We start from the raw sequence: 15411 nt of genomic DNA, 5'->3' as shown, positions 1-15411 counted from the left end.
CCCGATCAGCCGCAAGCGAAAACGGGCCGGATGGTCCGATGAATTCGCAAGGTCGATCATTGGGCAAATGCGATAGCCCTGGTCCGGCCAGCCTGATGGCTTGCAATTTTCCGATAAACAAGTAAACGTTTCACAACACGGCTTCCGACAGCTTGTCGGACCACCACCGGGGGGGAGGGTGGTCTGACCGAGACGCCCGGTGCGGGTTCATCCTGCACCGGGCGTTCTCGTTTGTGCGGCCCTGGCCGCCGGGGCATCCGCTGTGCCCGCGACAGGTGATCGGCGGCCGTGGCTTTCTGCCGCCATTTGACTTGGGGCGCGCTGATCGCATATCCATGGGCCTGGGACACGCTTGGTTCCAGACCAGCCGCAGCAGGGGATGGCCATGGATGGCAACGAACACGGCCGATCGACCACCGGCCTCTGGGATGATGCCGGTTGGGCCCATGCCGGTTGGGCCCATGCCGGTTGGGACGGGGCCGCTGCGCCGGCCGGAGAGGATGGCCGCGCCTATCGCCAGGCGCTGGGCCGGTTTGCCACGGGCGTTACCGTCGTCACCTGCCGCGACGCCACCGGCCGGCCCGCAGGGTTGACGGTCAATTCCTTCACCTCCGTTTCTCTGGCGCCACCGCTGGTGTTGTGGTGCCTTGAGAAGACATCGCCAAGCCTGGTCATGTTCACCACCTGCGGCCATTTCGCGATCAATGTTCTGGACGCGTCCCAACGCCCGCTGTCGGATGTGTTCGCCGACCCCACCGCCGACCGCTTCGCCGGCCTTCCGGTAGAGGATGGCCTTGGTCGCGCGCCGTTGCTGCCCGGATGTCTGGCGCAGTTCGAATGCGCGCTCGATACCGTGCATGATGGCGGCGATCACGTCATCCTGATCGGCGCGGTACGGCGCTATCGCCAGCGTGCCGGCGATCCCCTGATCTATTTCGGCGGCGGCTATCGGGATCTCGGCGGCACCGGCGCGGGCGGGTGACCATCCAGCGGCACAGGCGGAGCTCCGGCGTCTCAGGTGACGGCCGTATTGGTGTTGCGCTGGTTTGAAACCATGGCGCACATTATATAGAAAAACATTCTCGGAAAATTCGAATCAGGCCAGGTCGAGGTGACGATGTCGGAGATTGACGGCCTGCTTTCGATGATCGAGAGCCGCTATCATCCGATCCCGATCGACCGGCTTCCAGCCATCATCGGGCTGGCCGAGACCGTCTATGTCCTCTGCCATGACCATCCGTCTCATCCGGCGCGGCTGATCGAGGCATTGATGCGGCTTCAGGATCTGCTGACGGCCAGGATCAGAACCGAGGCCGGCATTCTGTTTCCGTTGATCCGCATCGGCGGCAGCCCGGTCGTGGCCGAGATGGTGGCGCGCCTGCGGATCGATCAGGGGCTCGCCGCCGGCCAGCTGGACGATATCCGCGCGATGACCGGTGGTTTCAGACCGCCCACCGATGCGTCACCGTCTTGGCGGGCGCTCTATCTGGCGCTGGCCGGGCTGGCCGACAGCCTGGCCGCATATGACCGGGTGATGACCGATCAGCTGTTTCCGCGGATCGTGGTCTGATCAGCCCTCACGCAACCAGATCTGGCTGCGTCCGAACAGCGACAGGCCCACAAAGCCACGCACCTCCAGCGTCCGGCCATCGGGTGCAAGTGTCATCTCCAGGTCATAGATCTCGCCATTGGCGGGGTCCAGAATGTCACCGCCCTCATAGGTCAGGCCATCGCGCAGCAGGCCGGACATGATCTCCATCCCGACCAGCTTGTGCCCGGCGCGGCTGTCGGTGCAGGCGATGCAGACCGGATCGGGGTCTTCGCCCGGCTCGCGGAACAGGCGCTCGATCCGGCCGTGATAGCGGCCATCGGTCTCGCTGATCCGGACCAGAGATCGGGGTTTGCCGGTCTTGTCATCAACGGTGCGCCAGAGGCCCTCGGCCGTTGGAGCCGGGCCGGCGGTCTGCGCCATGGCGACCCGGCCCATGATGGTCATGCCCGGCAGCGCCAGTGCGATGGCCACGAGGCCCAGGCCGCACAGCATGGCACGGCGGCTGACGGGGGCTGCGGCCGGCAAGGGATCGAGGGTCATGGCGCGGGGGCTCCTGTGGCAGGCGGGCAGGGGTGACGCGCCAACTCTGTCACGTCACCTCGCGATTGAACAGGCGGGTATTTCGACGAGGCCCCGGCCGGCATCTGCCGGCACAGGGCCGGTTCAGGCAGCGGTGGCGGGGCGTTTGCGGGGTTGCAACCGTCATGCATCCACGGGCAGGCTCTGAAACCGGATGCCGCGACCGACGGCACCTGGTCCTCCCCCCATGCCCTTCCGAAAGCCGTTGCCCATGCCTGCATCACCGATTGCGCCCGCTTCACCGCTCGAAAGTGGCGACGCCCGTCTGTTGTTCATCCGTCACGGCAGCGCGATGCGCATGACCGAAGATCTGCGCGATCCGGGCCTGACCGCCCGGGGCCGGGACGAAGCGGCGGCGACCGCGTCGCAGCTTGCGGTCGCGCTGGCCGGGATGAACCCGCATCTGCTGGCAAGCCCGCTGGCCCGCACGCAGGAAACCGCCGCGATCATCGGCGCCGCCATCGGCTGCCGGGCAGTGCCGGCCCCGGCCTTCGCCGAGGTGCCATGGACCGACGGCCAGCCGGTGGTCTCGCGCGCGGCCGACATCACCGACTGGCTGGGGCGGGGTTGGGGGGATATGCCGGCAGCGCAACAGCGCTGGGCGGGCGATGTTGTGGCTGCTGCCCGTCAACTGACCGGATTGGTGGTGGTGGTCTCGCATTTCGTGCCGATCAACGTGATGGTCGGCCACGCCCGGGGCAGCGACCGGGTGCTGGAATTCCGACCGCGCCCCGCTTCTGTGACCGTCATCACCCGCAATGGTGGCGATTTCGCCATCGAGTCGTTGGGCTCCGAAGACGAGACATTGTTCGCCTGATCACGTGCGCCCGGTGGCGCTGGTATGCGGGGCTGCAACCTGACGGATGCCGTGCCACCAGATTGCAACTCACCCGTGGCGATATGATCGTCGGATATTATTCCACCATTGAAGCGCGTGCGGCGACGCGCAATACTGAGCGCCAGACAACAAGAACAAGGCTCGATGGAGCGCGCACGCCGCGCTTCCCCAAGGCCATGCCGCCTGGAACGATAACGAGCCAGAGCCCGCAACGGGTCGGCGGCGGACGCATTTCCGCGCCGACATCTGCGGGACATGTGGAGGAGACGACGCCATGAGCATGGCGCGCGGCACCGCGGGCGGTGTGGCAAGTGGTCGGGCGGCGGGCAGGATGCCCCGGTCCCTGGTCCTGATCGTGATCTCGGCCGGGTGTATCCTGGCCCTGTCGATGGGCGTCCGGCAAAGCCTGGGCCTGTACCTGACCCCCGTGAGCGAGGCCATCGGCACCGGCCGCGAATATTACGCCCTGTCCATGGGGCTGATGAACCTGATGTGGGGCATCTTCGCCCCCTTTGCCGGCATCATCGCCGACAAGCACGGCCCGATGAAGGTCGGGCTGGCCGGCGGACTGTTCTATGCGGTCGGGGTGATCTGGCTGGCGTTGTCGGGCTCTGCGCTCGATCTGGCGGGGGCCGGCATCCTGATCGGCATCGGCCTCAGCGGTGCCGGGTTCACCGTCATTCTGGGTGCCGTCGGCCGGGCCGCTTCGGAAAAGCACCGGGCGTCGGCGCTGGCGCTGGCGAGCCTCGGCTCGTCGATCGGACAATTCGTGGCGCTGCCTTACGCCCATGGCATCACCGATGTCGCCGGCTGGTGGTGGAGCCTGCTGATCCTGGGTGTGACCTCGGCCCTGATGGTGCCGCTGGCCATGGGCCTGAGGGGGGCCGCCAAGGCCGGCGATCCGATCACCAGCAAGCAGACGGTGGGCGAAGCCGTGCGCGAGGCCTTCACCACGCCGGGCTTCTGGCTGCTGAATGCCGGTTTCTTCGTCTGCGGCTTCCATCTTGCCTTCATTGCCGTGCATCTGCCGGCCTATGCCGCCGACAAGGGGCTGGCGCCCTGGGTGGCGACCGCGGCGCTCACCGCCATCGGGCTCGGCAACATCTTCGGCACCTATGGCTTCGCCAAGCTCGGCACGGTGATCCAGCGGAAAGAGGCCCTGGCCCTGCTCTACACCATCCGCGCGCTGGTGTTCGTGGGATTTCTGATGCTGCCGCTGACACCGGCGCTGGTCATCGGCATGTCCTTTCTTCTGGGGCTGACCTGGCTCGGCACCGTGCCACTGACCAGCGGATTGGTGGCGCATATGTTCGGCCCGGTGTTCATGTCGACATTGTTCGGGCTGGTGTTCATGGGCCATCAACTGGGTGGTTTCCTGGGATCGTGGCTGGCCGGGCGGATTTTCGACAGCGTTGGCTCCTACGACCCGGTCTGGTGGCTGTCGGTCGGGCTGGGCCTGCTGTCGGCCCTGTTGCACATCCTGATCCGCGAGAAGCCGGTGGCGCGATTGCGGGCATCGGCGGCGCTGGCCTGAACCCTTCCGCCGCGGCGCGTCGGCAGCCTTCACGCCGCCGGCCGCTTCTGACAGGATGGCTCCATCCTCGGTGAGCGATGGGTATGGGGTGACGATGTCGGTTGATCAGACGGCCGGCCCTGAGGCGGCCGATGGTGAGCGCGCGGCGGCTGTGGAAGGTGCTGCGGCTGTGGAAGGTGCTGCGGCTGCGGAACGTGTTGTGGCTGTGGCCTGGGCCATTCCGCCGCAACCCGCCCCGGCCGAGCGGCTGGTCATGTTGCGGGATCGTCTGCAGGCGGCCGGGGCGGTCGATTGCGGGATGGTTCACGAACAGGTGGTGTATGCGGCCGATGGCGTGACGCCGGTCAGGGCCGATACGGCAGGCACCGCCGCGGCGTTCAAGCGCCGCCCGTTATGCCCGATGCCGCTGCGGGCGCAGCGGCTCAGTTGCAGCCATACATCGGCACGCCAGACGATCGGCGATGCGCTGTCGCTGATGATGGCGCAGACCGCGGCTGCAGACGGTCTGCGGCGCCAGCGGCTGGGCGACCTGATGGCCCGGTTCAGCAAACTGGATGCGGCCATCGGAATGATCGACCATGCCCGTGGCGATGCGGAGCGGGACCATGCCCGTGCCACAGAGCGGCGGCTGGCCGGTGAGACCGGCGCGGGCGAGGCTCTGGATCAGGCCCTGGCGCAGATCGCCCGCGGCCGACAGGACTTCACGGCGGCCATTGCGACGCTTGCCGCGCTGAAGCATACGGTGCTGGCGCAGATCGACGACATGCTGCGGCAACTGCCCTCACCGGATGGGGGCGACGATCAGCCTGTCCGTATTGGCGCCAGCACGCAGAGCGACCACGCGATCGGGGCCAGCCAGCCATCGTGATCTGGTGGCAGTGTCGGATCGCGGCTCAGCACCCGGCCAAGCACCCCCGGCAGTGCTGCATCGATCCGCGCGCGCAGGGCGGCCGGCGCCTGTTTGCGCGCGGCAGCCGCGGTTTCCGCGACGGCGTCGAATTCACGCCAGTAAGACGCGGCATCGGTCACCCGGACCGCGGTCTCGCCGGTCTCGACCCGGTCGAGCGCCAAGCCGGCCGGTGCCGCCATGTCCGCCAGCATGGCCGGGGTGATGTCGAACGGGCTGGGCACGCCGGCCGGCCGGGTGAGGGATGGCAGCGCCTTGCCAAGCAGGGCGGCGCCGGTGCCGATCAACCGGCAGCGCGCCGCCTCGGCCCACAATTGAACCAGCAACCGCCCGTCGGGTTTCAGCAGGCCGGCCATGGCCGCCAGTGCGGCCGCCGGATCGGGCAGGGTCCACAACCCGCGCAGGCAGGTCGCGACATCGACGCTGCCGGGCTTCAGGGCCGGATGCAGAACATCCGCCGCCAGCCCACGCGGCGTCGGCCTGTCGCCGATATCGCCATGGCGCCGGCCGGCGGCTGCCAGGGGCGCTGCCGCGATGTCGCTGGCGATGACCAGCCGGTCGGGGCCCGCCAGAGCCCGGGCCAGCACGCCGTGTCCGGCGCCGACATCCAGCAGCACGGCACGGCGCGCGCCGTGCGAGGTCGCAGCGGTTCGTGCGTTCAATGTGGCGTTGACCAGGGCGACCATGTGTCCGACCACAGCATTGGCCGCGATCGCACTTTGATGATCGGTATCGGCCACCGCATCATGCACCTCGTCCCAATGGTCGCGGGTGCCATAGTCGGACATGGCTTGTCTCCGTCTGGTGGGCGGGGGCCAATGGGCAGAGGCCAATGGATGGGGCCAATGGATGGGCCCGGTGGACGCGATCAGATCAGGCCGGCGACCATGTCGGACAGCCACCATGCCATCCCGATCCACAATGCGCCCCAGCCGATGATCGTGCCGATGGCGACGAACAGATACAGCGCGCCGCGGCCACCGGCCGCCATGGCTGTGGTCTGAGCCGGCGATGGCCCGGCGCCGCCGCGCTTCAAGCCGACCACCCGGCGCAGATGCTCGAACGACCGGCGGCGCAGATTGGGCAGGCGGAACACCTCGACCAGCAGCAGATAGCCGTCGCCGTTCAGGAACGGCAACAGCGTGACGATGGCGCCGAACAGACCGGCCACCGCCAGCACCACACCGATCGTCGACGCCGTGCTGCCCTGGGCCGCGACCATCATCAATCCCAGTCCGATACCGGCCAGGGCCTGGCTTGCGAACGGGCCGGCCAGGATCGCGACCATCCGGTGTCCCATGGGCAATGCCTCCCAGTCGCGGCGATCGGGCCGGGTCCAGGCGAAGGGCATCAGGAAATAGATCGCAAACCCGGTCTCACGCACCCGCACGCCCATGGCCCGGCAGGCCAGGGCATGACCGCCTTCATGCAGGAAGCCGCTGGCAAGGGTGGTGAGGTACAGGGCGGGCAGGGTCCAGCCGGTCAGAGTGGCGAGGGTGATATCCAGGAAGCGGCCGCCCATCGCCACCAGCAGCACCGGCACCGCCAGGGCAGCGGCGCTGGCAAGCGCCAGCAGCGCCAGCCGCAGCACCAACGGCCAAGCCAGCAGCCGGTCGAGCACCGGCTCGGGCCGCACCGTGCCCAGCCGCTGGATCACCAGATGGTGGAGCACACTGAAGTGAAACCCGGTGAAGGGGTCGCGGCTGCGGGACGCCCGGCCTTCCGCCTCCAGCACGCCCAGCGCCAGCAGCCGGTCTTCGAACCGGGCCAGTTTGGCGGCATCCGCCCGCACGCCCGATGCGGCAAGACGTGCCGCCAGTTCATCCAGCGTCGATTGCCCGTCGAACACCCGCGCCACGGCGAATTCCGCCGGCCCCAGCACCCAATGGCCCTCGCCATCGGGATCGGTGATCTCGATGCGACGGCCACGCGCTGGATCGGTGATCTCGATATGCTCGAAACGATCGGGGAACCGGCCGCGGGCCACCCGTGGCGCCGTTGCCGTGGTGTCGATATCGGGTGCGGATACGGGCATTGCGGTCATGGATGAACACCGGCGACCAAGGTTGAGGGGCAGGCATCGGCGTGGGCGGTGATCCGGGTCGAGAGACGGAATTCCGCGGTGACCGCGCCTTCATGCCCGGCATCCAGCCATAATTCATCCGGCGCCGGCCGCATTTCCGACAGGTCGATCGGTTCCGGCCGCTCCAGCAACCGCGCCAGCATCTCGGCGCCCTGCGGCGCATCCAGCAGGATACAGACCGGCTTCGGCTCACCCGGTGCCTTGGCAAAGATCGCCGGCGGCAACCCCAGATCGCGGGCCCAGGCCCGCATCGCGCGGAAGGCCGCGGCATCTTCGGCGGGCTTGCCGCCGGGGCGTGGATCACCGATCGCCACCCGCCAGCTGCGCCGCTTCACGATCAGCCGCCCCAGCACCAGGCGCGGGCGGAGATGCCGGCCGATGACCGCCGCCGCCAGGGCGAACATCGCCCGGTGCAGGGCGGTCTGCGTGACCGTGCCCAGATCGTCGACCAGCCCGCAGCCGGCGCGCACGACCAGCCGGCCATCGGCGTCACGCACCACGCGGCAATCCGCTGAACGAACACGCTTGCGCATGCCGGACGCAAGATCCCCCGGCAGGGCGATGTCCACGAAGACCGGATCGTTCGGCCAATCGATATGCGATCGCTGATAATGCTGCCCATCATCGGCCAGACCCAGTCGGGCCGTGGTATCGGCGCGTGCGGTCGCCATGGCCCAATTGGCGGCCGTGCGCACCACCCGCGACGGATCGGGACAGAACGGCATTGCCACCGGCTGGGCCGCGGTCAGCACGGCCGGATGAACCTCGCCGATCACCAGCCGGTAATCGCCGCGATTGATGGCGGCGATGCTGGCGGCAGCGATCATCAGGTCTGGAGAGGCGATGTCGAGGCCCAGCGTTGCCGGCACAGGCAGATCGGCGGGCAGCAGGCCGGCGATCGCCATCGATACCGCCGTGGCAATCCGGTCCGGATCATCCGGCTGCAGACGGATTTCGTCCTGGCTGGCGGGATCGGTCATCCGTTCGCCCGCCAAGGCATCCCAGGCCGCGCGCAGTGCCGGTTCCAGAACGGTCACGACCTCGTCGGCAAGGCCGGGTGCGGGGGCCGTGGCCAGGAACCGCACCAGATCGATGCCATCGGTGTCGGGATTGCCGTCTTCAGCCGACAGCCGGTCGAAGACCTGCGACTGACGGGCCGCGATCAAAGCCGCCGCGGCGGTGGCGACCGCCCGGTACAGCGCCAGCACCGGTGCCAGATCGGCGGTGGCGGCAGCAATCAGCGGCCCACCCAGCACAACCCCCGCACCACGCGCGCAGTCTTCATAGACCGGCTGGCGACCGACATACATCTGTCCGCGCTGCCGCGCCCGGTCGGCGCCAGCATCGGCCAGCAGCGCGTGCATGCGGTCGAGTGCCATCATCCGCGCCGGCAGATCGCCGGCGGCGAAATCGTCCCGCGCGGCCGCAAGATCGCCGATCCGCGCCCGCCAGCCTGCCGCGGCCGGCGTTCCGATCGCGGCCAGACAACCGTCGAGATGGGCAAGCGGCGCCGGGCCGCCCGGTGCCGGCCGGATCGCCGGCAGCAGCACCCGCTTAGCGGCCAGTACGGCCATGGCGGCGGTGACGCGCCCGGGATCGTGCCCCTGCGACCGCAGCCGGTCACGGATGTCGTGGGGGTGAAGCCCGGTATCACCGCCGGCTGCCACCGCCGACAGGATCGCTGCATGCAGTGGCGGCAGCGCCACCTGCCGGTCGACCGGCAGATGCAGCCGATTGCCTGCCAGTACCGTACAGCCGGGGTTCAGCGCCAGCGGCAGATGGCTCTCAAGCGCCGGGTCGGCTGCAACCGTCTGGGCCAGTGCTTCCGCGACCCAATGTTCGATGACCGTGTGGCGGGCGCCGATCAGGCGGTCGGGCGCGCCGGTCAGGGCAAGGGCCTGCGGGGCATCCGGATCGAGCACGCCCCAGGCGACCGGGCCGAAAAAGCTGGCGGTATCGTTCTTGGCAGCGAAACGCTGTAGATAACTCCAGGCCAGCCGCAGTTTCTGACGGGCGCGTTTGCGTGGCTGGTCCAGGTTTTCAGCGGCAAGCTCGGCGATCCGCGCCGGCGCATCGCGGTTGGACAGGAACAGGGCTTCGGCGGCCAGCGGATCGGTCAGGCCTGCGACCAGGCGCCTGCGACCGCTGGCCGCGGCGCCGGCGAAGACGGTCTGCCGTTCGGCGGCCGGAACGGTGTCGTCATCGATCACCGACAGCACGTCATCGGGCAGGCAGGCGGCGGTCAGCCGGTGGAAGCCGAAGCCCGCGCCGCGCATCCAGCCCAGTGGAAACCATTCGACCACCGGGGCGGCGGCCAGTGCGGGGCGTGGGGCGCCATGGGTGCTGTGGGCCGGCGGCCGTGCGGGCGGCGAGGTCGCAATGGTCATGCGGTATGCCCGGCGATGGCGCCGCGTTCGGCCAGCCGGGCGATCAGCGCGTCATCCTGGGGGGTGTCCCCGGGGTGGCCGGCATCGGCCAGGCGCTGCCGCAGCCCCTGGCGGTGGACCGGACCGGCATCGAGTGCCGCCAGGATCTGTGCTGCCCGCAGCGGCAGCCCACTCAGCTTGGGTGACGCCGCCAGATCGGGCATGGATGAGAGATAGGCCGACGGCCTTGCCGGCAGAGCATCCTGGCCGATCCGTGCCGTACTGCGCAACCAGGGCGACAGGTCATGGGCCGTTTCCACCGCCACCGCGCGGCCGGTGACGTGCAGCCGTCCATCGTCCGGTGCCGCCGCTTGCGGCCGGTCGGCCAGCGACCGGATCAGGCCCGCGGTGGCGCGGTCGAGCGCGATCAGGTCGCGCAGGCCGTCAGGGTGTGCCGTGGCCGGGGCATCGGCCAGAAAATCGAGCACCCGCGCGCAATAGCCAACCACGAACGGCCCGTCATCGCGCCACCCGTCGCTGTCGAGAAATTCCGTGGCCAGCGCCTTGAGGTCGAGGCCGGCCCCCTTGATGGCGCGATAGGTGAGCGGCGCCGCCGATTCCAGCGCGTTCTGCACCGAGCCGACCATTCGGAAGCGATAGTTCAGGATGAACATCCGGGTCGGCTTGGGCGTCGCGGCATAGGCCCGCACCGCCGCGCATTCCGGTGCCGACAGCGCGAAGCGCCGTTCCAGCGCCGCATCATCGACCGCATCGTCGAACATGGCCTCGGCCAGCGGCGCTTCACGCAGGATGCGCCGCCAGACGCCGTAGACCATCTGGGCCGGCAGTGCGACAGCGGCGGATTGGGGACCGGTCGTCATCGATGGCGTCATGGACATCACACCGTCTCCCGTGCGGCCGCCCGTCCGGCCACAGACAGGCCATGGCGGGCCGCGGCGGCGTCCCAGGCGGTCTTGGCGCGGATCAGGTCGCCGCGGATCATCGCCTCGTCGTCGGCACCGCCCAACTCGCGGGTCTGGGGATGATGGGCGCGGCCCTGGAATTCCAGGATCACGGCCGAGGGCAGCGTGCGGGCCAGCACCACATCCAGCATCTCCCACACCGGTTCGGGCACGGTGCTGTCATGCCAGTCGTGATACAGCCCGTCATACCAGGAGCCACCCGCCAGATGGATGCACAGCACCCGGTCCAGCGGGATCGTGTCCAGATAATCGCGGGCGTCATAGCCCGTCAGGTTGACCGAATTGGTATAGACGTTGTGCAGGTCCAGATGCAGCCAGGTGCCGGCCCGTTCCACCATGCGCGCCATGAATTCGGCCTCGCGCATCTGCCCGCCCGGCGTCGGCATGTAATAGGCCGCGTTTTCGTGGGCGAGCGGCATGCCATAGAGATCCTGAAGCCGGCGGGCACGATCGGCCACCCGGATGATCTCGGGGCGCGAGAACTGCACCGGGCTCGACCAGATATCGAGCCAGGAGGCATCGCCATAGAAGCAGTGATCGGCCACCCATGGACTGTTGATCGCCTGCGCCAGCGCCACATGCCGGCGCACGGCCGGGCTGTCCTCCAGCGGACCGAAGCCGAACTCGCAGCCATAATTGGAATGGGCCAGAAGCGGCGTCCGATCACCCAGTGCACGGGTGCGACGTTCCTGTCCGGGACGGAAAATCCACGGGCTGTCCAATGGCCCCATGATCGCGTCCAGCAGCACTTCGAACAGATCGACCGGCTGGCTCTCGAACGGAAACCAGTCGAGAATTTCAGGGTTGTATTGAAGGCCGACGCCGATCGGTGCGGGCTTGTCCATGGCGGATGGTCCTTATGATCAGTCAGCGCGGAGCGTGACGGGCGGCCAGCCCGGGATGTGTCGGCCCGGGATGTGTCGGCCCGCGACGAGGCAGCAGCCTGGGCTTGAGTCAGCCCAGAATGATGGGGATCAGAGACGCCACCAGCAGCACCGCCATCACCCAGTTGAAGATCCTGACCGCGCGGCGGGTGGCGAGCAGCCGGCGCACGGCGACGCCGAACCCGGTCCAGATCACCGCCGCCGGCACGCAGACCACGAAAAACACCAGGGCGATGATCACCGCCTGGATCGTCGGATTGTTGGCGGCCGCCCCATAGGCGCCCATGGTCGCCACGGCCATGGTCCAGACCTTCGGGTTCACCCATTGCAGCAGCGCCGCCTGGATCAGCCCTACAGGTGTGCCCTCGGTCGGCCCGACCGACTGATCCAGCCCGCGCGGCTCGGCGCTGGCGATCTTCCAGGCCAGCCAGAGCATATAGGCGATCCCGATGATCTCGATCGCGATCCGGGTCTGGGGGATGGTCTCCAGAATCGTGCCCAGGCCCAGCCCGACCGCCAGGATCAGCAGCGGCGCACCGAAGCAGATACCAGCCATCGCCGGCAGGCTGCGCCTGAAGCCGAAACTGGCGCCGGACGTGGTGAGCAGGACCGTGTTCGGCCCGGGAGAGAGCAGGGCGACGGTCGCGAACAGCACGACCGGCCAGACGAATTCAAGCGAGGGCACGTCCAGCATTGGCACCGGGGGGCGCTCCGGAAATGTGGGGTCGCATAATCATAGGTTGATTTTCCCGGAGCTGGAACATGAAACCGGCGGCGGCGCTGCGCCGCCGCCGGATTTCTGCCCGGTGCCCCGGATCTCTGACCGGTGTCGCTGGGCGCCCTGTCAGGCGCTGCCGGCTTCGGCGACGATGCCGATCTTGACCAGCTTCGACAGGATCGGCGCCAGACCGGCGCCTGCCGCGGTATCACGCCGGGCCGCCTCGATCAGCGAGGCCATACGGCCGCTGATCCGATACGAGATCGGCACCAGCACGCCCTGGTGGCCGGCCTTCTGAGTGAAGGCGACATGACTGTCGGCGATGTCCATGTCCATGATCTCGATATCCGACTGGCCACGCGCGGCGATCAGGAAAGCCGGAATGTTGAAGCGGCTGTGCATCAGCTCCACCCGGATCGCCAGATCGGCCGCACCACCACCGGCGGACAGGGCCGGCAGCGGGCTTTCGGCGATGCCGCCCACGGCCACGCGGCCCATGGTGACCTCATAGCGGAACAGATCGTGCAGGCGTTCAACGATCGCCGGATCGGCCATGCCGGCATCGGCCAGCAGGTGATTGACGACATATCGCTCCAACAGCTTCGACAGGTCGATCGCGCGCCAGCGGCCTTCCGGCCGGTTGCCGGCATAGATGCTGCCCAGAATCCGTTCGCGGCCCGCCCAGTCCACAAAGCTCTTGATCAGGCCGCTGAACCCGGTCAGACCCAGCTGGTCCTTCATGGTCAGCAGGCATTTGATCGTGGTGCCGTGGAAGTGATAGAGGTCGGCGACGGCGAAGCCGAAGGTTTCGACCCAGGCCATCTGATCCAGGTTCAGCCACTTGGTCTCGTAGACCATGTGGTTGGGCTCACGCATATAGCGGATTTCATGCTCTTCCGCCTGCCGCTCGAATTCCGACCCCGGCAGGATCGACAGCCGGAAGGCCTGGATGCGGTGCGGTGACAGCGAATAGCAGAAGTCCACGGTCTGCATGAACTGCTCGATGCCGTCGCCGGGCAGGCCATAGATGCAGTCGATGATCGCCGAGGATTTCAACTGGTCGGACAGGCGGTTCCAGGCCTTGCGGAAGCGGTCCTCGGCAAAGGGCCGGCGCATCAGCTTGGCGGCTTCCTGGCTGGCGCTCTGCAGGCCGAATTCGAAGGTCACCAGCGGGTTCAACTGGACCAGTTCGTCCATCACCCGCGCCAGATTGTCGTCGATGATCTCCAGCTTCAATTCCAGAAGCAGGCTGAAAGGCTGCACCCGGCCATCGCGGAGATGTTCGACCAGGATTTCCAGAATCCGCGCCGCCCGGTCCTTGCGCATGTTGAAGGTGCCGTCGCAGAACATGATATGCGATGGATGATGCGCCAGGATGTTGTGCAGCTCGGCCTCGACCCGCTCCATCTCGTATTCGCGCACACCCTTGCTTTCGCCCCAGATGCAGAACGAGCAGCGATACGGGCAGCCACGCGAGGCTTCATACAGGAAGGCGCCGCCCATCGGCAGGTCGATGGCGCCGAGATAGGGCGAGGGGATGTCGTTGATGTCCTCGATCAGCGTGGCGTCCGCCGTCTCGTGATAGAGCCGGTCGGCGGGCACGCGGCCGAAGCCGTCGAAGATGTGGAAGCGGTCGGCATCGCCGGCGACCTTCATATACGAGATGCCGCCCACCGCCGACAGCTTGGGCGTGCCATCGAGGAAGTTGAGCAGCATGTCGCGGAAGGTGACTTCGGCTTCGTTGCCGACGCAGATATCGGCACAGCGCTCGCGGTCGAACACGAACGGAATATACGAGCCGCGGATCTGCTGGCCGCCGAAGATGATGACGGTCTGGGGCCACAGTTCTTTCATCGCCTTGGCCGCGCGCAGAACGAATTTGATGTTCCAGATATAGCAGGAGAATCCGATCACGTCGAACTGATGCGTTTCCTGCCATTTCAGCAGGAAAAACAGCTGGGCCTCTTCATCCATCAGGGATTTGGGCGTGGCCGCGCAATGTTCGATGAAGGTCACCCGTTCAGCGATGGCGGGTGTGCGTCGGGCGTAGGTCACGAGATTCCACAGGGCGAGCGAGGTATCCGCTTCCCAGTTATAGGCGACGAGGCCCACATTCAGCCGCGCCTTCGCGCCGAAGCCGGCCGAAGCCGAACAACTGGCGCGGGTGGTCATCATGGTATCAGGCATGTCCATCCCCTCGAAATCCGCCGGGCCTGTCTGCGGGGGCCTTTGCGGATTCTGGCTCGTTCGGGGACCGGCGTCTCAGCGCCGGTCATCGGGATAGCCGGTCGTGGGCGGGAACGGAGCGACGCAGGTATACGCCGCATGCGTGGGCCGGGAAGGCTCCGTCACGGATGGCGCACGCCGGATTAGTGGCCCTTATGGCCGGTCGGCGGTCTCTCGTGCGGGGACTGATCGGGCCGTGGATGCGCAGCGGTGCAGCGGGGGCAGCGTCGCGCGGACCGCGCGGCCGGTCAGGCGAAAACCTTGCTTTCGATGATTTCGACGTCGTCGAGGTCGAAATCCTCCAACCCGTCGACATCACCGTCGCCGGCGTCGACCGTGTCGGCATCGCTGCCACCGGCCACGCTGCCCGTCGCCGTCTCGGCGGGGCTGGACGGCGTCGTGTCGATCTGGGGCGAGACCTCGTCGGCGACACGGTCGTCGGTGGCCTCGATGGTGGTGACGCGGTCGGTCATCTTCGTCTCCTCCTCAACGTTCCGGTGAAGTTGGCATAGGGCAGGTGGCCACGGTCGTGCTGGCCACTCTTTTTTGACATACAGGACTGTAAGTTTTGATCGCGTGAGGATGTTTAGTCAACCCATTGCGTATTCATTATGAAATATTTCTCCAAATAGTAGATGACTTCGCATACATGCATGAGTAGGCGGCGGCATTTTCATCCGTCTGGCGCGGCTCTGTCAGGGCGGGTGGGCAGTCACACATCGGCTCGGCACAAATCAGGGC

General features: G+C 67.5%; 14 protein-coding genes. 5 read left to right on the top strand and 9 right to left on the bottom strand.

Annotation, left to right across the window (positions count from 1 at the left end; genetic code table 11):
* The first annotated feature begins 385 nt into the window (after positions 1-385).
* Entirely contained in the window at positions 386-982 is a 597-nt protein-coding gene (locus tag IEW15_RS02170; protein WP_188574412.1) for a flavin reductase family protein, read from the top strand.
* Between the two features lie 135 nt (positions 983-1117).
* A complete protein-coding gene (locus IEW15_RS02165; protein WP_188574410.1) occupies positions 1118-1570 on the top strand; it encodes a hemerythrin domain-containing protein in 453 nt (150 codons plus the stop codon).
* Here IEW15_RS02165 and IEW15_RS02160 read toward each other — a convergent pair whose 3' ends face one another.
* Positions 1571-2092: a DUF2147 domain-containing protein gene (locus IEW15_RS02160; protein WP_229707745.1), complete on the bottom strand. Its 522-nt coding sequence runs from the start codon at positions 2090-2092 to the stop codon at positions 1571-1573. It lies immediately after the preceding gene.
* A 250-nt stretch (positions 2093-2342) separates the two neighbouring features.
* On the opposite strand from IEW15_RS02160, the gene IEW15_RS02155 reads away from it, so the two are divergent.
* The 3 genes from IEW15_RS02155 (at position 2343) to IEW15_RS02145 (ending at position 5371) form a co-directional block, all read left to right on the top strand.
* Positions 2343-2948: a histidine phosphatase family protein gene (locus IEW15_RS02155; RefSeq protein ID WP_188574408.1), complete on the top strand. Its 606-nt coding sequence runs from the start codon at positions 2343-2345 to the stop codon at positions 2946-2948.
* A 295-nt stretch (positions 2949-3243) separates the two neighbouring features.
* Positions 3244-4503: an MFS transporter gene (locus IEW15_RS02150; protein WP_188574405.1), complete on the top strand. Its 1260-nt coding sequence runs from the start codon at positions 3244-3246 to the stop codon at positions 4501-4503.
* A gap of 70 nt (positions 4504-4573) precedes the next feature.
* Positions 4574-5371, top strand: coding sequence for a hypothetical protein (locus IEW15_RS02145; RefSeq protein ID WP_188574403.1), 798 nt, complete (start codon positions 4574-4576; stop codon positions 5369-5371).
* Here the strand turns inward: IEW15_RS02145 and IEW15_RS02140 are convergent.
* The 8 genes from IEW15_RS02140 to tmoA all read right to left on the bottom strand — a co-directional run bounded on the left by IEW15_RS02140 (position 5305) and on the right by tmoA (position 15143).
* The gene (locus tag IEW15_RS02140) at positions 5305-6198 is read right to left on the bottom strand and encodes a class I SAM-dependent methyltransferase (protein ID WP_188574401.1); all 894 of its coding nucleotides are present in this window, start codon (positions 6196-6198) and stop codon (positions 5305-5307) included. The genes IEW15_RS02145 and IEW15_RS02140 overlap by 67 nt on opposite strands.
* A gap of 80 nt (positions 6199-6278) precedes the next feature.
* Complete coding sequence (locus IEW15_RS02135; RefSeq protein WP_188574399.1) at positions 6279-7454, bottom strand: M50 family metallopeptidase; 1176 nt, start codon at positions 7452-7454, stop codon at positions 6279-6281.
* A complete protein-coding gene (locus tag IEW15_RS02130; protein WP_188574397.1) occupies positions 7451-9880 on the bottom strand; it encodes a lantibiotic dehydratase in 2430 nt (809 codons plus the stop codon). Before IEW15_RS02130 ends, IEW15_RS02135 begins: the two co-directional genes overlap by 4 nt.
* The gene (locus tag IEW15_RS02125) at positions 9877-10758 is read right to left on the bottom strand and encodes a hypothetical protein (RefSeq protein ID WP_188574395.1); all 882 of its coding nucleotides are present in this window, start codon (positions 10756-10758) and stop codon (positions 9877-9879) included. The genes IEW15_RS02130 and IEW15_RS02125 overlap by 4 nt, the downstream gene beginning before the upstream one ends.
* Positions 10758-11687, bottom strand: coding sequence for a DUF692 domain-containing protein (locus IEW15_RS02120; RefSeq protein WP_188574393.1), 930 nt, complete (start codon positions 11685-11687; stop codon positions 10758-10760). The genes IEW15_RS02125 and IEW15_RS02120 overlap by 1 nt, the downstream gene beginning before the upstream one ends.
* A gap of 109 nt (positions 11688-11796) precedes the next feature.
* Complete coding sequence (locus IEW15_RS02115; protein WP_229707749.1) at positions 11797-12420, bottom strand: LysE family translocator; 624 nt, start codon at positions 12418-12420, stop codon at positions 11797-11799.
* Positions 12421-12570: 150 nt separating this feature from the next.
* Positions 12571-14631: a B12-binding domain-containing radical SAM protein gene (locus IEW15_RS02110; protein ID WP_229707744.1), complete on the bottom strand. Its 2061-nt coding sequence runs from the start codon at positions 14629-14631 to the stop codon at positions 12571-12573.
* 287 nt (positions 14632-14918) lie between these two features.
* Positions 14919-15143, bottom strand: a complete 225-nt coding sequence (tmoA, locus tag IEW15_RS02105) for a 3-thiahomoleucine biosynthesis pearlin carrier peptide TmoA (RefSeq protein ID WP_188574387.1) — start codon at positions 15141-15143, stop codon at positions 14919-14921.
* Positions 15144-15411 lie beyond the last annotated feature (268 nt).

It is taken from the genome of Tistrella bauzanensis (genome assembly GCF_014636235.1).
Classification (GTDB): domain Bacteria; phylum Pseudomonadota; class Alphaproteobacteria; order Tistrellales; family Tistrellaceae; genus Tistrella; species Tistrella bauzanensis.
The sequence above is the reverse complement of the archived record's forward strand: the minus strand, read 5'-3'. Positions and strand labels throughout refer to the sequence as shown.